This is a genomic window from Micromonospora sp. DT227 (genome assembly GCF_049841835.1).
GTDB lineage: Bacteria > Actinomycetota > Actinomycetes > Mycobacteriales > Micromonosporaceae > Micromonospora.
This window is the reverse complement of the sequence record NZ_JBNCLA010000003.1, coordinates 172,606-192,766: the sequence shown is the minus strand read 5'-3', so window position 1 is coordinate 192,766 and position 20,161 is coordinate 172,606. Positions and strand designations below refer to the sequence as shown.

The 20,161-nt window shown below is 67.4% G+C and carries 19 protein-coding genes and 1 pseudogene; 12 read left to right on the top strand and 8 right to left on the bottom strand.

Translation table 11 applies throughout. The features are described from left to right. Positions 1-4: 4 nt before the first annotated feature. Genes ACLQ2W_RS13165 through ACLQ2W_RS13155 form a run of 3 tightly spaced genes read right to left on the bottom strand, consistent with a single transcriptional unit; the run spans position 5 to position 776 of the window. Positions 5-151: a hypothetical protein gene (locus ACLQ2W_RS13165; protein ID WP_425786630.1), complete on the bottom strand. Its 147-nt coding sequence runs from the start codon at positions 149-151 to the stop codon at positions 5-7. Then, positions 144-566: a phosphotransferase gene (locus ACLQ2W_RS13160; RefSeq protein ID WP_425786629.1), complete on the bottom strand. Its 423-nt coding sequence runs from the start codon at positions 564-566 to the stop codon at positions 144-146. The genes ACLQ2W_RS13165 and ACLQ2W_RS13160 overlap by 8 nt, the downstream gene beginning before the upstream one ends. Before the next feature lie 12 nt (positions 567-578). After that, complete coding sequence (locus ACLQ2W_RS13155; RefSeq protein ID WP_425786628.1) at positions 579-776, bottom strand: hypothetical protein; 198 nt, start codon at positions 774-776, stop codon at positions 579-581. A 74-nt stretch (positions 777-850) separates the two neighbouring features. Between ACLQ2W_RS13155 and ACLQ2W_RS13150 the strand changes: the two genes are divergently transcribed. The 7 genes from ACLQ2W_RS13150 (at position 851) to ACLQ2W_RS13120 (ending at position 12,225) form a co-directional block, all read left to right on the top strand. After that, on the top strand, positions 851-1,696 hold the full coding sequence (locus ACLQ2W_RS13150) for an alpha/beta fold hydrolase (protein ID WP_425786627.1): 846 nt from the start codon (positions 851-853) through the stop codon (positions 1,694-1,696). Between the two features lie 94 nt (positions 1,697-1,790). Then, positions 1,791-5,381: a BREX-2 system adenine-specific DNA-methyltransferase PglX gene (pglX, locus tag ACLQ2W_RS13145; RefSeq protein ID WP_425786626.1), complete on the top strand. Its 3,591-nt coding sequence runs from the start codon at positions 1,791-1,793 to the stop codon at positions 5,379-5,381. After that, positions 5,378-6,553, top strand: coding sequence for a hypothetical protein (locus tag ACLQ2W_RS13140; RefSeq protein ID WP_425786625.1), 1,176 nt, complete (start codon positions 5,378-5,380; stop codon positions 6,551-6,553). Before pglX ends, ACLQ2W_RS13140 begins: the two co-directional genes overlap by 4 nt. 54 nt (positions 6,554-6,607) lie before the next feature. Further along, entirely contained in the window at positions 6,608-9,577 is a 2,970-nt protein-coding gene (locus ACLQ2W_RS13135; RefSeq protein ID WP_425786624.1) for a hypothetical protein, read from the top strand. Positions 9,578-9,612: 35 nt separating this feature from the next. Then, positions 9,613-10,851 carry a hypothetical protein gene (locus ACLQ2W_RS13130; protein WP_425786623.1) on the top strand — a complete coding sequence of 413 codons (1,239 nt, stop codon included), beginning with the start codon at positions 9,613-9,615 and terminating at the stop codon, positions 10,849-10,851. Then, positions 10,836-11,834, top strand: a complete 999-nt coding sequence (locus tag ACLQ2W_RS13125) for a hypothetical protein (protein ID WP_425786622.1) — start codon at positions 10,836-10,838, stop codon at positions 11,832-11,834. The genes ACLQ2W_RS13130 and ACLQ2W_RS13125 overlap by 16 nt, the downstream gene beginning before the upstream one ends. After that, positions 11,827-12,225: a hypothetical protein gene (locus tag ACLQ2W_RS13120; protein WP_425786621.1), complete on the top strand. Its 399-nt coding sequence runs from the start codon at positions 11,827-11,829 to the stop codon at positions 12,223-12,225. Before ACLQ2W_RS13125 ends, ACLQ2W_RS13120 begins: the two co-directional genes overlap by 8 nt. 61 nt (positions 12,226-12,286) lie before the next feature. On the opposite strand, the gene ACLQ2W_RS13115 is transcribed toward ACLQ2W_RS13120, so the two are convergent. The 4 genes and pseudogenes from ACLQ2W_RS13115 to ACLQ2W_RS13100 all read right to left on the bottom strand — a co-directional run. Next, complete coding sequence (locus ACLQ2W_RS13115; protein ID WP_425786620.1) at positions 12,287-12,556, bottom strand: DUF7662 domain-containing protein; 270 nt, start codon at positions 12,554-12,556, stop codon at positions 12,287-12,289. 34 nt (positions 12,557-12,590) lie between these two features. Further along, on the bottom strand, positions 12,591-13,562 hold the full coding sequence (locus tag ACLQ2W_RS13110; protein ID WP_425786619.1) for a protein NO VEIN domain-containing protein: 972 nt from the start codon (positions 13,560-13,562) through the stop codon (positions 12,591-12,593). 75 nt (positions 13,563-13,637) lie between these two features. Continuing rightward, positions 13,638-14,285 (bottom strand): hypothetical protein, encoded by a 648-nt coding sequence (locus tag ACLQ2W_RS13105; protein WP_425786618.1) that lies wholly within the window; start codon positions 14,283-14,285, stop codon positions 13,638-13,640. Positions 14,286-14,477: 192 nt separating this feature from the next. Beyond that, a pseudogene (locus tag ACLQ2W_RS13100) lies at positions 14,478-14,669 on the bottom strand (transposase); the annotation flags it as partial. A 275-nt stretch (positions 14,670-14,944) separates the two neighbouring features. Here ACLQ2W_RS13100 and ACLQ2W_RS13095 point away from each other — a divergent pair. From ACLQ2W_RS13095 to ACLQ2W_RS13075, 5 genes are read left to right on the top strand one after another with little or no spacing between them, the layout of a single operon-like run. Beyond that, a complete protein-coding gene (locus ACLQ2W_RS13095; RefSeq protein WP_425786617.1) occupies positions 14,945-15,859 on the top strand; it encodes a hypothetical protein in 915 nt (304 codons plus the stop codon). Positions 15,860-15,899: 40 nt separating this feature from the next. After that, positions 15,900-16,226, top strand: a complete 327-nt coding sequence (locus tag ACLQ2W_RS13090; protein ID WP_425786616.1) for a hypothetical protein — start codon at positions 15,900-15,902, stop codon at positions 16,224-16,226. Beyond that, complete coding sequence (locus ACLQ2W_RS13085) at positions 16,223-16,840, top strand: hypothetical protein (RefSeq protein WP_425786615.1); 618 nt, start codon at positions 16,223-16,225, stop codon at positions 16,838-16,840. Before ACLQ2W_RS13090 ends, ACLQ2W_RS13085 begins: the two co-directional genes overlap by 4 nt. A 15-nt stretch (positions 16,841-16,855) precedes the next feature. Then, entirely contained in the window at positions 16,856-17,458 is a 603-nt protein-coding gene (locus ACLQ2W_RS13080) for a thymidylate synthase (RefSeq protein WP_425786613.1), read from the top strand. Continuing rightward, complete coding sequence (locus tag ACLQ2W_RS13075) at positions 17,455-18,531, top strand: hypothetical protein (RefSeq protein ID WP_425786612.1); 1,077 nt, start codon at positions 17,455-17,457, stop codon at positions 18,529-18,531. The genes ACLQ2W_RS13080 and ACLQ2W_RS13075 overlap by 4 nt, the downstream gene beginning before the upstream one ends. Positions 18,532-18,951: 420 nt before the next feature. Here ACLQ2W_RS13075 and ACLQ2W_RS13070 read toward each other — a convergent pair whose 3' ends face one another. After that, positions 18,952-20,139, bottom strand: coding sequence for a restriction endonuclease (locus tag ACLQ2W_RS13070; protein ID WP_425786611.1), 1,188 nt, complete (start codon positions 20,137-20,139; stop codon positions 18,952-18,954). Positions 20,140-20,161: the final 22 nt, after the last annotated feature.

Here is a 20,161-nt window from a genome sequence, read left to right as displayed (position 1 = left end):
GGCGTCAGTCCAGCAGGGCCTTCATCCACTGGTCCGTGCGGCGCTCGGTGTACTCGGCGTCGGACCGCCACGCGTCGCCGTGCCCGGTCCGCCAGTGCGTCGCCCACGGCTCCACCCCGAGCGCGGCCTGCTCCCGCAGGAAGTCATACATGGCCCGGGGTGCGCACGGTCAGCAACGGCACCAGGTCGCGGCGCTGCCGTTCGTCCAGCCCGTAGGCGTCCACGAACGCGCGCAGCCGCGCGCCCGCGTCGGCGCGCTGCCAGTCGGGGTGCGCCGACAGCGGGACGAAGCCGTGCGCCGCGTAGGCGAGATCCCACAGGCGCGAGCCCGGCCCGGCGTTGTCCCAGTCGATGACGACCCAGCGGTCACCGATCACGAGGTTCCACGGCGCGAGGTCGTGGTGGACGATCACTTCGTTCCGGTCGGCCGGGATCAGGGTGTTCCACCGCGCGTCCGGCGGCGGCGTGAACGTGGCGAGCGCGTCGTGCAGCTCGCGAGCCAGTCGACCCATCCGGGCGAGCTGGTCCAGCGGTTCGAGCAGCTCGAAGCGGTGCGGCCAGGGCACCTCACCGGCCGCCTAGGTGAGCACCTCCCGCCCTCGCTCGTCGACCCCGAGCGGCCGGGGTGCGCCCCGGAAGCCGACCGACCAGAGGTGGGCGAGCAGCGCGTGCACCGCCGGGGTCCAGGGGCCGGCCTGCCGGCGTACGGTGTCGCCGACGCGCACCACGCCCGCCGTCACGTTCCCGCCGGCGAGCGGGATCTCCTCGGCGCTCATCCGCCCAACGTGCCACATCGGCAGCCGCGCCGCAGGCACCCACCGGCCGGCGCACGAATCGCCATACTGTCGCGATGGGCGCTCACGTGCGTACCGAAGATGGTTGTCGCCTGTGGGCCGACCAGGCCGGCGCCGGGTCGCCGCTGGTGGTGTGTCACGGCGGTCCGGGCATGTGGGACTACCTCGGCCCGGTCGCCCGGCTGGTCGACGACCACGTCCGCGTCATCCGGTGGGACCAGCGCGGGTGCGGGCGCTCCGAGCGGCGCGGGCCCTACACGGTCGACCGCTTCGTGGCCGACCTCGACGCGGTGCACGAGCGCCTGGCCGGACCGCGCACGGCGCTGCTGGGACACTCGTGGGGCGCGCACCTGGCGCTGCGGTACGCGCTCGACCACCCCGAGCGGGTCAGTCACCTGATCTACGTCTCCGGCACCGGCATCGACCCCGAACGCGGCTGGCACCCGCACTACGAGCGGAGCCTCCGACGGCGGCTCGAACCCCACCGGGACCGATGGGAGGCGCTGGAGGCCGGCGCTGACACCCCGGCCGTGGAACGCGAACGGGCGGTCCTGCAATGGTCGGCCGACTTCGCCGACCCGGAGACCGCGCTGCGGCACGCCGAGGGCATGACCACGCCGTGGCTGGGTCTCAACCGGGACTGCAACCAGGCCCTCAACGCCGAGGTGAAACGGGAGTTGAGGGAGGCCGACATTGCCGCGCGGTGCCGAGCGCTCGACCTGCCCGTGCTGATCATCGATGGGCCCGAGGACATCCGTCCCCGCTGGGGCGTCGACTCACTGGAGAAGGCGTTGCCGAACTGCGAGCGGGTGAGCCTCCCCGGATCCGGTCATCTGCCGTGGGTCGAGAATCCGCACGACTTCCGCCGAGCGGTGACCGCCTTCCTCGCCGCGACGGCGTGAGCCGTCGTCCGAACCTGACTCGGTAGCGGCCTGTCGACCAGATCGGTACTTACGGGTACCCCCGTCCCGTCCACGGGACGGCTAGAGTCTTCGCGTGATCGACCGAAAGCAGCTTTTGTCCGACTTGCAGAAGCAGGTCAAGAACCTGGAAAAGGACCTGCGGGAGCAGGCCGAGTCGGTCGAGGAGGTGCGCCTCAAGCTGAGCGGTGAGTACGACCACGCGTTCAAGGTCGGGCGCACCGCCGCCACCTGGACAACCTGGCGCGACGAGCGCGTCACGCAGGCCGCCGTCGCCTGGGTGCTCGGCACCGTCTTCGTTCGCTTCTGCGAGGACAACGGGCTGCTGCCCGACCCCTACCTGTCCGGCCCGGGGGATCGCCTGGTCCTCGCCGAGGAGGCCGAGGCGCAGTTCTTCCGCGACCAGCCGGACGAGACGCTTCGCGGCTGGCTGAAACAGGGCTTTGCGGCGATCGCCAGCTCGCAGGCCGGCAAGTCACTGTTTGACGAGCGGCACAACCCGCTCTACCAGATCCCGCTCTCGCACGACGAGGCGAAGAACCTGATCGCCTTCTGGCGTCGGCGCGATGAGGCCGGCGGCATGGTGCACGACTTCACCGACCCGGAGTGGGACACCCGCTTCCTCGGCGACCTCTACCAGGACCTGTCCGAGGCGGCCCGGAAGACGTATGCGCTGCTCCAAACGCCGGAGTTCGTCGAGGAGTTCATCCTCGACCTGACGCTCACCCCTGCGATCACCGAGTTCGGCCACGACGTGGTCAAGATGATCGACCCGACCTGTGGGTCCGGTCACTTCGTCCTCGGCGCATTCCACCGGCTGCTGGAGGAGTGGGAGCAGCACGCCCCCAACCGCGATCTTCAGGAGCGGGTACGCCTGGCTCTCGACGCCGTCCATGGGGTGGACATCAACCCGTTCGCGGTAGCCATTGCTCGCTTCCGCCTACTGGCCGCAGCCCTCCGCGCCAGCGACGTCAAGACGCTCGCCGACTCGGCCGGCTACACCTTCCCGATGCACCTGGCGGTCGGTGACGCGCTGATCAAGCACCGCGCGGGCACGTTGTTCGGCGACGATCCGATGACCGAGTTCGCGTACGCGACCGAGGACGTGCAGGAGCACCCGGGGATCCTCAGCCCCGGCCGCTACCACGTCGTGGTCGGCAACCCGCCCTACATCACGGTGAAGGACAAGGTCCTCAACGAGGCATACCGCGAGATGTACGACGCCTGCTCCGGCAAGTACGCGCTGTCCGTCCCCTTCGCGCAACGGTTCTTTCAACTCGCGAAGCCCGGCGATGGCGAAGGCAAGGGTGCGGGGCATGTCGGGCAGATCACTGCCAACTCGTTCATGAAGCGCGAGTTCGGCAAGAAGATGATCGAAAAGCTATTCGCCGTGGACGTGACCCTGACCCACGTCATCGATACCTCTGGTGCCTACATCCCGGGCCACGGTACACCGACAGTGATCTTGGCAGGGCGCAACAGTAACCGGAACCGACCGGGAACTGTCCGTATAGTCATGGGTATCCAGAGTGAACCGAGCGCGCCAGTCGACCCGGCGATGGGTATCGTTTGGCGCGCGATAATTGATCAACTGGGTAATCTGAGCTTGCAAAGCAACTGGGTCGACGTCGCTGACACTCCACGCGCAGCGCTGGCATCTCATCCTTGGAGCATGACGGGTGGTGGGGCGCCCAACCTTCTGGCGGCAATCGAGGCATCCTCAGTTGAAACCCTTGGACATTTAATACCAGGGCAAATCGGTCCCGCGAGCTTTGCAGGTATGGATGCCCCATTCTTCCTGACCAGCAGTTGGCATAGACGAGCCGAGGTGCCCGATGTGATGGTGCGTCCCCTAGTCACTGGTGAGTATCTGCGCGACTGGCAGTTTTCTGCGACGGAATTCGCACTGGTGCCATATGACGAACACGGCGATCTAATCCAGTATGATCGCAACGTGCGTTGGGGTCGCCACTTATGGTCCATGCGCCGCGCACTTCAATCTCTTACGGGCTTCGGGGGAGTGACTCGACTCGATTCTGGCGAGCCTTGGTGGAGTTGGTATAGATGGATTAAGGAGCGATACGCCTCTTTGTTGTCCTTGACGTTCGCCTCTGTCGCCACTCACCCTCACTTAGTGCTTGATCGGGGTGGCAATGCATTTAACCGCCATGCACCAGTAATCAAATTGGAGGAAGGGTCAACGGAATCTGACTATTTGAAGATTCTCGGTTTGATTAATAGCTCAACTGCCTGCTTCTGGCTTAAGCAGGTTAGCCACAATAAAGGCCGGCCAGGCGCGGAACAGGCTGGAGCCGACGAGCCGTGGGAACACCGGTATGAATTCAGCGGAACGAAGCTGCAGGACTTTCCGCTGCCGTTGGTCTTCCAAATCGAACTAAGCCGTGGGATCGATGCTCTGGCGCAGCGGCTAAACGCAGTGAGCCCGGCGGTGCTTGCCGCTTCTGTGACGCCTTCACGTGAGCGCCTTGCTGCCTGTCGTGAGGAATGGCATTCGGCGCGGGCGCGAATGGTCGCCTTGCAGGAGGAGCTGGACTGGGGGGTCTACGCGCTGTACGGCCTGCTGGCTGAGGAGCTGATTGCCCCGGCAGGCTCGGTGCCGGAGCTAAAGCCAGGGGAACGAGCCTTTGAGATTGTGCTTGCTCGGAAGGTTGAGGCTGGCGAGGTCGAGACGACGTGGTTCACGCACCACAACCACAAGTTCCAGCCGATCACCGAGATGCCGGCGCACTGGTCGCCTGAGTACCGGGCGGTCGTGGAGCGGCGGATCGCGGTCATCGAGGGCAACCGCAACATCGGGTTGATCGAGCGGCCCGAGTGCAAGCGGCGGTGGGCCACCGAGGGCTGGGACGCGATGCAGCGCAAGGCGCTGCGCGACTGGCTGCTGGACCGCTGCGAGGCGCGGGAGCTGTGGTACCACCACGTCGACGGTCTGGAGCAGCCGCGCCCGTTGACCACCGCGCAGCTCGCCGACGAGCTGCGCCGCGACGACGACGTGCTCACCGTCGCCGGCATCTACGCGCCCGTTCAGGACCTCGGCAAGGTCATCGCCGACCTGGTCGCCGACGAGCACGTGCCGCACCTGGCCGCGCTGCGCTACAAGGATTCGGGGCTGGCCAAGCGGGCCGACTGGGAGCAGGTGTGGGACCTGCAACGGCAGGAGGACGCGCTGCCCGACGAGGCGGCGAAGCGGGAGTTCCGCAAGCGGATCCCGGTGCCGCCGAAGTACACGTCGGCGGACTTCCTCAAGGGCAGCTACTGGAAGCATCGCGGCAAGCTCGACGTACCCAAGGAACGCTTCGTCTCGTACCCCGGTGCCAGCCGCGACGGTGACCCGTCGCTGCTGATCGGCTGGGCCGGCTGGGACCACCGCGAGCAGGCCCAGGCACTCGCCACCCTGGTCGTGGCCCGCGAGCAGGAGGGCGGCTGGGCCGCCGACCGGCTGTTGCCGCTGGTCGCGGGGTTGCGCGAGATCCTGCCCTGGGTACGCCAGTGGCACGGCGAGTTCGACCCGATGTGGGGTTCGTCGCCGGCGGACATCTACGCCGGCTTCCTCGCCGAGACCACCAACCGGCTGCACCTCACCGACGAGGCGCTCACCTCGTGGCGCCCGCCGAAGGCCACCCGCGGCCGCAGGGCGAAGCCGTGACCACTTCCGCCCAGGCCGACACGACGTGGTGGCTCCCTGAGGATGTCGCCCACGTCGAGTGGTGGCTGACCGGCCGCGGTCGATCCAGACTGTGGCAACTGACCTCCCCGGCCACGCTCGCCGAGTGGGTCTTCGCTGATCCCGTTCCGGCTGAGCCGGAACCCGCGCCGGCGAGCGTCGATCCGGGCCTCCCGAGTCTGAACGCGACCCAGATGCTGTCGTGGGCGCTGGTGGGTTTCGTGATCCGCATGGCCGTACCCGAGGCGCTGTCCACCGCAGGTCAGCACTGGCATGTGGCGAGGTTCGATCTGGGCGACGGTCCGATTCTGCGGCTGGTCGTCGGCCCGCTGGAGCTCCTTTCCCTCCCCGAGGACGGGGGAGAGGTGTGGCTCCGGCTGGCCAAGCTCCCACTCGAACTCGCGACCGATGCCGGCATGCTGGACATGGACACCGACTGGCCCGAGCGGGGAATCGAGCTGCGCGACGACCCAACCGTGACCTTCGAGGAGGACAAGGTCCTGCTCACCTGCCCGGACCTGAGCGCAGCGATCGGGCTTCTACTGCAGCGACCGATCGTGGCCAGCCTTCGCATGCTCGCCGCCGGGCTGTCCTCCAAGGGCTATCCGTTTCCGCGCAAGTACCGGCGTGACCACGCGACGAAGGCGTGGCTGGCGGGCGAGGTCTGGTGTGCGGTCTGGACGGCCGTACAGGCCGGCTTACCTGCCACCCGCCAGGGTTTCGATGAGCCTTACTCGGCACCCGCGTTACCGGCACGGGTGCCGAAGCAGAGGTCCTACGACGGCGACGCCTACCTGGCCGGCGTGCAGGAACACGACCGGCTCTGCAAGATTCTGATCGGACACTTGAGACGGCTGGGGCTTACGGCGGGCACCCGCCTGCACGGCGTACCGGTGGATCTGGCCTGGCTGGACGATCAGGGTCGACAGTTCATCGCCGAGGTGAAGAGTGTGACGACTGGCAATGCAACCGACCAGCTTCGGTTAGGGCTCGGTCAGGTTCTGGAATATCGGCATCGGTTGGCCCTACTCGACGTGCCGGTCACCGCTGTCCTGCTGGTATCGCAGTACGGCGATCCTGCCTGGTGGGGCACCTGCGATGACAGCGATGTCGTGCTGCTTGCCGAAGATGACCTGCCCATTTGGCTCGCCTGACGAACCACGCCTGAAGGGTCGACTCGTGCCACTCGCTGCTTCGGGGGAGGAGCAATGACCATGGGCGCGCCGAATGGCTGGACGGTCGCTACGGTCCGTCCAGCTCGCGGACGGCTGCAGCAGGTCCGGCTCCAGGACCGAGTCGTTTTCCGCTGCACGCGCTGCGACCGGGAGAAGACGTCCCGGTTGGTCTGTGTCGTCGACGGGAGCTGGTCGTCGCTGCTCTGCAACGGCTGCCATGGCTTCCTCTTGTCGAACGAGCAGGCGGCCTCGGCCCTGCCGGCGGCACCTGCTCCAGCGTCCGCCCAGCCGAGGCAGGTGCCCGACTCGATCGGGGGTGCCGAGGGAGGTCGTGCCGACCAACTCCGCAGGAACGTCGTCGAGTTGGCGAAGCTGCTGCGGATCCGGGCCGAGGAGGGTGAGCGTCAGCTCGCGACGGATGACCGGAAGGCGCTGAAGTCGCTGGCTGATGAGAACGTGACTGTCGTCGCCCTGCGCTACGCCGAATTGCTTGCCGAAGGTGACGCCCTGGTAGCGCAGGTCGAGTTCGACCGCCGTTCCCGGCGGCGGTCGGCCGACGCCGCGGGCATCCTCGCCGAAGAGCGCGGCGTCGCGCTACAGCGGCTGCACGAGCGGTACGAGACGCGGCTCGCCGCCGCCCGTAGGGCCTCCAAGGCACCGGACCACCTCGACGCGATGGTGATGCGGCATGTTGGCGGCAAGCCGTTCCGGCGCGCCCTGGACGCCGTAATTCACCAGCGTGGATTGCCGCCCGGTGCCGTCGACGTCCCGACGAGCGGATACTGGGCCTGGATCGCGGACAGTCGACTTGACCCGACGTGCGCGGAGGAGGCCCTGCCGCCCGAGGTGCGGGACCTGCGGCGAATGGACGCCCAGGCCTTCCTGCGGGTACTGCATGCCGATGCTGACGGCACCCGGCCGAACGGCTTCCTCGCACACCCCGCCGTCGTCGAACGATGGCATGCCCAGTCCGGCCGGGTGTACGCCCGCCTGAAGGCGACCCGAGACCAGAGCGCGGACGCGTTCGACAGGGCCGAAGCGGTGAAGGCGGGCTCACGACCTGGCCGTCTGGAGGCAGACGCCAAGGCCCTCGCGCGGGCCGGTGCCCGCCGGGCCATGTCCGAGCTCTTGCTCAAGGAACTGCGGCTCCGCGCGGTACGGTTCCACCGGCAACCTCCCATGCAGCGCCTGCGCGCCGAATGCTTCACCGAGGCGGCGGGCCAGGTCGCCGACGCCGACCCGGAGCTCGGCGCCCTGGTCGCGTCGGCCTGCGCGGACCACCGTGCCCGATGCGTCAAGGTCAACGACCCGCACCCGTGCGCCAACTGCGCCGAGGAGGTCGCCGAGCGGGTACGTCCGCACCGAACTCGGCAGCGGGCGGGGCGGTCGCCCGCGCGGGAAGCGGCGCTCGAGGCAGAGGTCGACCGGGCCATCGCGGAACTGACACAGCAGGTGGCTGCCTCGGCACCCACCGAGCCCGACAACCCGAACGCGTTCATCTGCTCAGGAGCGCGACAGCGGCTCGCGCCGGAGACGCCGAGCGGGTTTGCGGTGGTGGAGACGCACACCGTGCCGGGCACACCACAGTTCGGCTACGCCTGGGTGACGGAAGACGGCGAGCTGCGCAGCGGTATCGGCGCGGCGGCGGATCCGCAGGAGGCGTCCGTCCAGGCCCTCTGCCGAGCCGCTCTCGGGCTCGGCGAATGTCAGCGCCGAGTACATCTGGTCTCGCGGAACGCCAAAGCGGCCGCCTTCGTGCAGCTCGTCCTGCGGACCGGCACTGTTCCGCCGAACCCTGAATTCGCTCTGTCGAGCGACACCATCGGCCTTCTCGTCGAGATGGTCTCGTACCGCCGGCACATTTCCGTCTACGCCGACCTCTGCCCACGTCCGCACCGCGGCGCCGAGACCGCCGGCCACCTTGCCGTGCTCGCTCTCTCCGCCGGCGAGGGGCCAGGCGGAAGATCTCGTCGTCTGCGCGTCGAACTCGACATGATCGCCCGCAACTTCGGCAGGGGTGTCGGCTACAAGCCCACCAGCCCTGACGAGGAGGGCGACCACGCCTGGTGGCTGTCGGCGGAGGAGACCGGGCCGTCGCGCCGAAACGAGCTGACATGGCGGACGGCTCTGTACCGGATGCATATCGACGGCGGATGGTGTGCGCTGCCGGAACCCCGCACGGGTGAGTCGTGGCAGGAGGGGCGGCTACGCCTGCGGATCGACCACGAGGAGAGGTTGCGTCCGTCGGTCGCGCAGGTGCAGGAGGTGACCGTGCGCCGCCGCGGCGGCCAGTGGGAGCTCGGGGACATCCGTTGGCCCCGCGGACTGGCACCGGGTGTGATCGTCACGTTTCGCTGGCGCTCGGACACCTCCATGATCAAGGCGCGCACGGCACTGCTGCCGCAGCCTGAGCAGGTGGACGGCGTCGAGTTCCTGCACCGCTACGACGTTCAGGTCGTCAGTCGGGAAAGCGCACCCGGGTTCGACCAGGATCGGGAAGTCCCGGACCTGTCCGACGCGAGCTGGGTCCTCCGCACCTTGCGCAAGCTCGGCTATCTGAGCGTGGACGGCACCGCCACACTCGTCGAGGACGCACTCGTGCGGAACTGTCTTGCTCTCGGGCTTCCGCGCCACCGTGCGGGCCGCGTCGGCGCAGCCGTCGACCAACTCCTGCGTTCCGGTCGTATTCAGCGAGTGCAGGGCAGCCTGGACGTCGATGGCCGTCCCTGGTATCCGGCTCAGCCCGGCCGACACCGCATACCGCTCCTGCGGTACGTCCCACGAGTGGAAGCCGTGGAAGCGCAGCGGACGGCATCCGCAGAGGGGCATCCGCACCGGCGAGGCTACAAAGTGCCCGGACACCTGCGGCGGCTTCCATCTGGGGCAAAGGCATCCGAAGAACGGATTGAGGCCTTCAAGGAAGCGGTGCGATCCTTTCAGGTCGTGGAGCGCGAGCTGCCCGACACGCACACCTACGTGGAGCCTCACAAGAAAAACCGCTGAGCACGCTTTTCACAGACGAGATCTGGAGGTGACGGGTGTCCGACCTGGTCGAGGTTGATGCCGGCGCAAGGTGGTGGAACGCGGGCGACGTGAAGGACGTGGCCGAGATGCTCGCTTCGCGTCGCTCCCGGCTCTGGCAACTCGTGGACCCCGCCGAACTGGCCGCGTGGGTCTTCGCGGAGCCTGCTCCGTCGCCGTTCGCCCCAGCGCCGGTCGACGTCGACGACGACTGGGCGAGCGGCCTCGACGAGGCGGGTCACGAGGCGTGGGCGTTCGCCGGCTGGGTGGCCCGCATGGTCGTGCCGGACGCCACCCACACCGCGGGTAAGTACTGGATCTTGTCCCACCTGCGCGACGCCGCACCTGCCACGTTGCGGCTGACGGTCGGGGTGCTGGAGATCCTTGGCCTGCACGAGACGGGGGACAAGGTCTGGCTCCGGTCCCACGCCGCGCCGATCATCTCGGCCATGGACGTCGGTGCAGTCGTCCCGGAGGAGTGGGGGCGCCGCGGCATCGACATGGAGGTGGACGGCACCAAGACCCTCGCGGATGAGAAAGTCCTCCTCAGCTGTCCCGACCTCGACACCGCACGCTGGCTGCTGCGGCAGCCGCCGATCGTCGCCGGGCTTCGGCTGCTGTCCTGCTGGGTGGCCGCCGGACCGTATTCGTTTGAGGGACGGTATCGGCCGGAGGTCGTCGGACGAGCCTGGCGAGCGTCGGAGTTGCTGGCCGGCGGCGACGTTGATGCTGCGCTGACCGGTGGCGGGATCGGCTTTGATCGGTCGTACACCGGTGTGACGATGACCGGCGACCTGCCGGCGCAGCGGTCGTTCGACACCGAGGTCTACCGGGCCGGCGTGGACGAGCACGACCGCCTGTGCCGCTCGCTGATTGCTCACCTGTCCCGTTCGGCTGTGGCAGCGGGGTCCGGCCTGGGAGGGGTGAACGTCGATCTGGCGTGGCGGGACGCCGACGGACACCAGTTCATCGCCGAGGTGAAGAGCGTGCTCGCCGGCAACGAGGTCGAGCAGCTCCGGCTCGGCCTCGGGCAGGTGCTGGAGTACCGGCATCGACTCGCGGCCCACGGTGCTGCCACTACCGCAGTCCTGCTGGTCTCGCAGTGCACGGACCCGGTCTGGCCAGCGATATGCGCCGACAGCGGAGTGCTGCTGCTGACCGCGGAAGACGAGCCGACCTGGCCCGCAAAGCTCGATGCGGCGGCAGCCGCAGCATCAATGACGGAGTTTCGAGGTGGGTCATGCCGTTCCCTGTAGTTCTGGTCGCCGTTGCCGCAGGAACCACGGCAGTCAGTTTTATCGGAAACAAGATCATTGAGAATCAAGCGAAGAAGAGAATTACAGAGATAGCCGGCCAGCACGACGAGGAGTACGCGAGGCACCGTGCCGTTGCCGACTCCACCTCAGAAAGGCTGAGAAGACTGGGCGAGTGCCAACAGTCGGCCCTCGACGCGGTGATGCCCCGCATACAAGCCTTTGCCGAACGGAACGAGCGTCAGTTGCGGATGCGGGGACGCCAGGTCGTCGAGGACGGAGAAGCACCCGAAAGGCGCGAGATCGACGCGACACCTGAGGTCTCAAGTCCTGGCGACATCGCGACCGCGATGGCCGGCATCGTATCGGCTGCCGCAGGAAATGGCCTCAGTGTTGCCGCCTACACAACCGTAGCGAAGGTGGCCACGGCCTCTACGGGCACTGCGATCAACGCGTTGAGCGGCGCGGCAGCGCGAAACGCAACCCTCGCGGCGATCGGAGGCGGCGCCAAGGCGGCAGGAGGCGGGGGGATCGCAGCAGGTGCGCTCCGCCTCAACATCATCACCGCAGCCCCGGCAGTCGCGCTCAGCGTAGGCTTGATGATCAAGTCGAAATCTGACGCCGACAAGGCTGTCGCCAAGTACGATGCGGACGTCAAGACGGCCATCGCCACATACCACCATCAGAACGAGCTACTTCACGGAGTTGACGAGCGGGTCGGCGAGGTGCAAGAGGTGCTGGCCGACCTCGTGAGGTGCGCAGGCGAGACGATCGACAGTCTGGAGCAGGCCGAGCGCGAGCCTGGCGGGTTTGATCTCGACAGCGATGATCATGCCCACCGTCTTCAGGCGGCGCTCCACGTCGTGAAGGGCGTCGGCGAAGTCAGCGCTGCGCCTATCGTCGATGACGACTTGACGCTCGACCCCGATGGTGAATTCCTCGTAATAAAATACCGCGACTACCACCCGGAGCACACGAATGCCTGATGCCCGTCGGAACACCGCCAAGGGGATCGGCTGGATGGCCGCGACACCGGACGCCGCTCAGTACCTCATGGCAATTGTCGACGTCGCCAAGCGCGTCGACGCCAACCTGACCGAGCGCGCCCGAATTGCTGCAGACCGCGACAAGGAGATCGCCAGGATCAGCGCCGCGAGCCAAGGCCTGCGGGACTATCTGGATCGCGTCTTCGACGAGCGCCGCGAACTGCACCAGGGCTTCTTCGTCAGACTCGACAAGGCTATCGAGGATCGCGACCCGGAAACCATCCGTGCATGCGTGACCGGCATCGTCGACGTCATCAAACACTCGCCGCTCAACGACATCGTGGAACTCCGATCCGTGTGGGCGGACCCGAACGCGGTGATCGAGATCTAGTAATCGACGCGGCAGTGAGGAGCACACGGCGCTGTCGGGATCCGCGCGCGGCGGGCTAGGTTCAGCGGGAGATATGCGGCGTGGGTACGAAGCGGACCCGCCGGAGCGCGAGATCGGGGTGCGCGGTGTAGCCGGCGTCCTCCCATGAGCGGCTGTGCGAGTGGGTGCGATCGCCGTTGGACCACCATGCCGCGTGGCGGTAGGCGGAGGGCGGCAAGCCGCCGGGTACCAAGCCCGCTACTTCTTCCAGGCTGTACGTCACCTCGCCACCTCGGGTTCGAAGGTGGTCGCGCAGACCGTCATACTTCGACAAGTCCCTACCCTCCTGCACGTGGACGGGTCGTTCAGACGGTGCGGCTCTCGGCTCACAGCCGCGATTGGTCAGGTACGACAGCTCGTGACCGGCGGAGATCGACTTCGAACAGGAAGGACTCGGCGGCCCTGATCGTGGTGTCCGCGTCGAAGAAATGCAGGGTCGGCTCGATCAGCGCCTTGGTGACGACCGCCAGCCGCCAACCCGATTTCTCTCGTGCGGCACGCTCTTCATTGCGCGTCAGCAAGACCTTCGGCACCAGGCCGCTGACGCCTTTGACCTCGACCTGGTGCACCTCACCGTTCGGAGCGGAACAAGCCAAATCCCAGCCGAGATTCTGCTTGCTCACGTCCTGCACACGCCACCCGCCGCGCTTGTAGTGTCTCGTCACCGCCTTCATCCCCGCTGCTTCGACCTCGGCATTGGTGACTGGGTTACCGAAGCCCGCGCCGGCGGTGGTCACCGTGATCTTCTGCGGCTGGGAAGGCAGGAGCCGTTCCAGGAGGGCAAGTTCAGTCTTCGTGACCGCCAGCGGGTTGCCCATTTGAGGCTGCCGGAAGACTTCCAGATCGGCCAGACGAGGGTTGCGCTTCAGGCTCGCCCGGGGGATCGGCTCATCGAAGAGGCGGATGTCGAGAGGGACGAAGTGCTTGGACTGCCGTCGTAGCCGCTCGTCTTGCCAGTACCCCGGGTCCTCGTGCGTCGTGTCGAAATAGCCAGCCCGCCCGAGGATCGTCCCTCGCCCCCACAGCCCGGGTTCCGGATAAGCCCGGGTCGGCCCGGTCACCCAGAACAGAACCTGCTGCCCTTCAGCCATGAGGGCGCTGCGGTAATTGGGGACGACCGACCATCGATCGATGGTCTCTCCACCGTCCGCCAGGAAGGCTGCCAGATCCCACACCCCAGGGTTGCACTTCAGCATCCAGGCGCCCAGGTTCTCCACTGTCACCAGACGATTCACGACCGTGCCCTGCTGCCGCCCAGGATCGGGAGCCTGGATCGCTGCCACGTTGCGTGCTGTCATTGGCCCATACTCCTGGGGCTGTCGTCGTGCGTCATCGCCGGATCGGCCGATGGGCGCTGCCGTTCGCGTCCGCTGTCATTCCTCGACGGCTACGCTGGAATATCCGTCCACCTGCTTGCCGAGCAGATCTGCGACCTCGTCCGCATCGGCGTTCAACACGCCCGCTGTGCCCGCGGCGACCAAAGTCGGCCCGACGAGAGCGAAGCCCTGCAGGGCGGTGCCACCCCGCAGTTCGATGCGTACGCCGAGGCTCCTCTCGCCGAGCCCTGGGAGGTTCATGAGGGCGTACGTGACCTTCTGGCCGTCGGACGTGTCCTTGCGGCAGGTTTCCAGCGTCTTCGCCATCTTGTCGAAGGACGCCTTCGCCTGCTCCGGGCTGGCGTGCTGCCGCAGGCTCAGCATGATTAGCTGCGCGCTCAATCCGCCGCCCTTCTGGTACGACCGGGAAACCTTGATCTTGGCGGTGTACGGCTGCCGGTAGTCGCAGAAGGTTTTGTCCGAGCCGTCCGAGCTGCCGGACTCGTCTTCGCTGTAACCCGTCGGCATGGCGCTGAGGGGCAGCAACGCCTTCGTGAGGGCTTTCTTGTCGAGAATCTTGTATGTCGGTGCCTTCGGTGAGGGCTCGGGGGTCGGCGCCGTGGACGGTGCGGACGCCCCCGAGGCGGCAGGCTCCGGGCGCGGCGACTCAGGGCCGCACCCGGTAAGGGTGAGAGACGTCGCCATGACAGCGACCATGGAAATGCCCATTAGATTGCGAAACATCGATTTCCTTGTTGGTAGAGCCGACAAAGTGGAGGTACGACCCGGACCGCCTGAGACGCGAGCGCGGATGTCCGTACACGATAGGGCCAGCCGGCGACATCCTCGTTCCCGTTCCGGGCGGGGGCCGGGATAACGAGGATCAACGAAGATTGCGGGGTTGCGGAAGGCGTAGGCGTCGCGGGCGACGGTCTTGATCACTCGGTTGGTGCCTTCGGAGCCGGCGTTGGTGATCCCGGTGTGGATGAACGTGAGGATCTGGGGCCACCGAGTCTGCACGGTGGTGGCGAGGCGTTCGAGTTCGGGCAGGTCGGTATTCGCGCAGCGGCGGTAGAGGTGGTCCAGCAGTGACCGAGGGCTGATGCCTTGACCTGATTCCCGGCTGACGAGACGATTCGTAGGACATCGATGGCATCCGTCGTCGAGGCTCGATCGAGGCAGGTAGGCCGTGTGGCCCGTGAGGTCCCCCTTCCCACCCCGGATGTGCGCCCGCTCCTGCGCCGGGCATATCAGATCGTCAACGCCGACGGAGGCGACTATGCCTTCACCGACCTTCGCCGGACCAAGCTCGGCAACGTGCAGACGCGGCAGTTCGCCTCTTCACGCCGGTCAGCCGCCCCCGGATGCGCCTTCCGACCGCCCTGCCGGAGTTCACCGAGCTTCGCCACGTGGCCAACCTGTCGGACAGCCCGGTGACGGTGGCCGCCCAGCTCGGCGGCCACTGGACCGATCACAACCTGGCGGCCATCACCCACGTCGCCGCTTGCAATTTTCGGTGTTCCTACTGCTACGTCGACTATGCGCACCTGGCCGGCGCTGATCACTTCGTGGCGAGCGCCGACGCCGTCGTCGCGGAGTTCGTCGCGCTCCGGGAGGCGCTCCTGCGGGCCGGCCGGAGACTCAACCTGTTACGAATCAGTGGCGGAGAGCCGTTGCTGGCGCCATCGCTCGTCTTCGAGATCCACCATGCGCTGGCCGTGCGGGACCTGCTGGACTCCGTGGTCCTCAAGGTGGAGTCGAACCTCTCCACGCTGGCGTACGCCTGGCGTCTGAACGGCGCTCATCCCGCAGCGCGCGATCCGGCGGCGATCCGCGGCATAAAGCTCCACACCACGCTGCACCATCCACCCGACAGCCAGGAATGGCCAGCCATTCGCGACGGGCTCGCCCTGGCGATCGAGATCGGCTTCGACGTGTACCCGGCGATCGGCGCGAGTGACTGGACCGCCACACAACTCGAATCGCTCTACGCCGAACTGGTCCGGATCAGCACCGGGCTTCCGCGACGACTGGCGGTACGCCCCTTCCATCTCGACTACCCGGCATTGGCAGGCCGATCGCCGGCGACTGCCTTAACCGGGCCCGGGCGAAGCTCCCTCAGTCACCTGGGAAGGAATTCTTCGGCGGCACGTCGGGTACCTCGCGATGCCGCGACATCTGGTACCGCTCACCTGAGCCCCTCACCTGTCGCCCGCACTCGGAGGAACGATGCCAGACCTCAGGTCCGTCACGATCTGCAGCAGCTCGAAGTTCTATGACACGGCCCGCCAGGCGGAGGCGGCCTTCCGTGCCCTCGGGATGATCGTCTACACGCCGCGATACGACTACAACGAGCAAGTGGTCACGGTCGACGAGGCGGACAAGTTCCGCCTCACCCACGAGTTTCTCGCGAAGATCACCAAATCGGATGCCGTGTTCGTGGTCGCCGAGGACGGCTACGCGGGCGCGAGCGTCTGCATCGAGGTCGGCTACGCCGCCGGGCAGGGGAAGACCGTCCTGTTCTCCGAGCTGCCGGCCGAATTCGCGTTGCGCGCACTCGTCGACGCGGTGGTGCCGGTTTACGGGATCAGCGACGGCATCCGATCCGGGAGGTATCCCGACGGCGCGGTTAGGACGTCACCGTGATCATTGCTGCCCCGGGGCCGTCCAGTCGATTGTTCGAACCGGTCGCCGACATGTTCGGTCACCTCCTCGCCGCGCCACAAGGATCGCACCCACGGTCACTGTGGCAGCGGTCCGGCACGGATGTGCTCGTCCGGTGTCGGGGCTTCGACATCCCCGAACTGGTGGCCTCGGGCGCCGTCGACCTGGGCATCACCGGTTATGACGTGCGTGTCGAGTTCTGTCTCGCCACCGGCGAACCACTGATCATGCGTGCGCTGCCCGCGGCCCGCACCTCCTTCGTCACCTACTGCACCGTCGCGGGCCGGGACGTCGAGACGATCTATACCGAGTACCCGGCCATCACCGAGGCATGGTTGAGCGCTCGTGCCGAACAGCGACCAGTGCGCATCGTGCGGCTGCACGGCTCAACCGAGGGTGTGATCCGCGTCGATGGCCATGGTGCCGGCGTGTTGCTCGTGACGTCGGGGGAGACGCTTTCCGCGAATGGACTGGACATCGACGTACCCCTCCTCGCGACCGACATGTGCGTCGTGACCCGGTCCCAGTCCGTCAGATGGCCGGGGACGGCCGATCTGACGGCCCTCACCCTGCCGAGCTTTTCCTCGGGGAGATGAGCAGTGGAGATGGAGATGGCCACCGTCGCGGCCGGCTGGGCGGACGTCCTGTCGATCTTCGTCCGTGCCGACCGGGTCACGACCCGGCACGGCATCTGTTTCGACGTTCCCGGCCTCACGGTCCGGCTGCGCAATGCGGCGGACCTGACACCGCCGTCCGGCTACCTCTACCCGGAACTCATCAAGGACTACCGGGACCGGATCTTCGGTGACCAGCGCGAGTCCTCGTTGCTCTACCAGCGACTGCGCGGCTGGATCGGCCCGGACGGCGCACCGATCGACCAGCTCGCGCAAGCCACGGAACTGCTTCGTCAGGACGCACACAGCCGGTCGGCGGTCTTCTCGATGTGGCGGCCGGAGGAGGACCTGGGCGGCCGCTTTCCGGGTTCGCCAGTGGGCGGCGCGCTCCGGATCGTCGGCGACGACCTCGTGCTCTTCCTGACCGCCCGCAGCGTCGACGTGTGGGTCGGGTTCGTGCCCGAGATGCTGACCTTCGCCCAGTTGGCGGCCGGCGCCGCGCTCGCTCTCGGCACGAAGGGCGCCAAGGTCTGCTACCACTCGTGGAGCGCCCACATCTACGAGGTTGATTACCTCACCTATCTCGCAGGCGCGTCATGACCCGCTCGCTCACGCTGCTGGATAGCGGCCTGGTCGACCCGCACACCATCGACCGGGTTCTGCAGTCGGTGATGTTCTTCTCCGACCGTGTCGTCCTGCGCGCGTCCTTCGAGGTCGCGTCCGCCTACCGCGAGCGTGCCGGCGAGATCAACCGTCGGGTCGACGAACTGCACGAGGCCGGGCTCCTGCGGCTGTGGGGCCACGAGTACGAGGTCGATGATAGCGGCCGGGTGCGCTACGGCCCGCCCTCGGGGCGGCGGCGACGTGCCGACCTGGTCATCCCGCAGGGGCAGATGCGCACGAGCCTGACCCGCATGGACGAGGTGATGCGTGCGATCCGGGAGGAGGCGTACCGCCGCCACGACGGCGACCGTGGTTCGCTACGCCAGGGTGCGGCGGAGATCGTGAGCCTGCGCAACCACATGGCCTCCCTCGTCATCTCCTCCGAACTGGGGCAGGACGGCATGCTGTCCAACCCCGCGGTGCGGACCGAACTGACCCGGCATCTCGGCCGGCCGCAACCCGAACGCTTCGAGGCCGCGGTGGTGCGGGACGTGCTCGCACAACTCCAGATCGGGACGCTCGACCAGCTTAACGTCGACCAGATCCTCGAGTCGCGGCGATACAACGCTGGCTTCCGAACACTGCTCGACGAGTCTCTGTCGGCAGTGGCACGGGGCCACGACCCGGTCCTGACCCCGGAGGCGACCGCTCGTGAACTGGCACGTCGATACCGGGAGACCGTTGCCGAGTTCGCTCGACCGCGCATCGGCGGGCAGGTGGCCCAGGAGGTGGTCTGGGACGTCCTCGGCGCCACCGTGCCTCAAATACGGTTTACGTGCCCTGACCTGGCGGAAGGCCGTACGGCGGGCGAGGCCGTTCCTGCTCCTGATGCACCTGGAGAGATCCCTCCGGCAGTCGGGTCACGCCCCCGACCGGCTCACCTGAGGCCGGCGACCGCGCGTCGAGGCGGCCCACCAGCTTTTCGCAGCGCTTCCTCGATGTCCGTCAGTATGCGGCGCGCCGACGCCGGCAGCAGGTGGGTGAGGTGCCACATCGCCACCCGCACATGATCTCGACCCGACGGCTCGGCCGCCGTATCGGCCACGGCAAGCGACCAGACGAGGACGAACGCCAACGCGTAGCCGGCCTCCGGGGCGTCGAAATCCAGGTCGAACCAGTCTCGAGCTTCCCGTGGAAGGCGGAGCGTGGCGTCCCGTCGTCCACCAAGACGCAGAGCGTCGGCGCACGCCGTCACGCTCCGCTGCGGGACCCGATCCTCGACCGTCCACGCGACCCCGAACATCGAGGAGAGCGAGGCGGCCGCCGAGACGATCGCCAGGCTCTCCCCGCGAGTGATGCGACGCCGCGACCGGAACAGCGTCATGTCGGAGCCTCACGGGCGAAGATCGGCACCGGCATGAGGGGAGAGTGCCACGCTGCCGACCATGGCTCAAGGACCCTCCCGCGCGCCGACGAGGCCGGTCATGGTCTCACCCGGTCGGGTGATCGGAAGCGCTGTTGAGGACATCCAGGATCGCGGCAGCAACCTGCTCGATGTAGTCGATGGTCCGGGTGGTCTCGGCCCCGTCGATGGGTCGCTTCCCCGTGGGGTTGGCCGGGTCGTCGTCGTACTCGTGGGCGATCTTGTGCCGGCGCTGCACGATCTGCCGGAGCTGCTCCTGCACCTCCTTGCCGGTGAACGAGACCCCGTCCCCACCCTGCTGGGTGAGTACCTGCGCTACGCGATCCCAGAAGCCCTTGGTGTCGTGCACGAGGGCGAAGCCTTCCCGGATCTTGTCCGGGTTCTGGTAGACGAGGTGGCCTTGGTCCCGCAGTTGCTGGTCGAGGGCGTCCACGAGGGTCTTCGTGCCGAGCTGGACCTGCTCGACCAGCCCGAGTGCCACCTGGAAGGCGGCGAACGCCTTGGGTTTCTGGATCGAGGGCTGAGCGACGAGTTTGAGCATCCGGGCGCGGACCTCCTGCCGTACCCAGTGGTCGAGCGCTGCCACGCTCTGCACCCAGGCAGCCCGGAAGACGTCGGACACCTCGAATGCGCCCACCTTGAGCTGAGCGAGATGCTGACCAGCGGTGGCAAGGCTACGGGCGTAGTTGAGGTTGCGCTTGAGGTTGGTGAACGGTGCGACGTCGTGGTCGAGTTCGGCGGCGTTGACGGGCTCCTCGGGCAGGACGAGCATCGGCGCCGTCGAACCCAGGAGTCGTTCGAGGCGCGCGATGCTGTCGGCGTGGTTGATTCGGTAGACGGTGGTGAGTGACGGCAGCGCGAGCACCTCTCGCTCCACCGACGCCCGTGGCACGTCGGTGCGCGACCAGCTCACCGCGCGCGCGTGCCGTATCCCCGACGGGAGGTCCGTCCGGTACTCGTAGGGCCCCACCACCTTGCCGATAGCGACATCGGGGCTCGTCGCCCGGAGGAAGAGCACGACGTCGCCCACGGCCATCCGCGATCGGAACGCGATCAACTGGATCGCATAGTTCTCCACCGCACGCCCCTCGACGTCCGGATAGGCCGCCCGGACCCGGTCCTTGATCTCCGCGGGACTCACGGTGCCGGTCAGGTCTCCCGCCGCCGACCAGCCGACCGCGATCAGGTGCTTGTCGAGGGCGAGTGCATCGTAGTTGTCGTCACGGCCGGCCCGGACGATCCATGCTTGTGCCATCAGGTTCCTCTGTGCGAGTGCG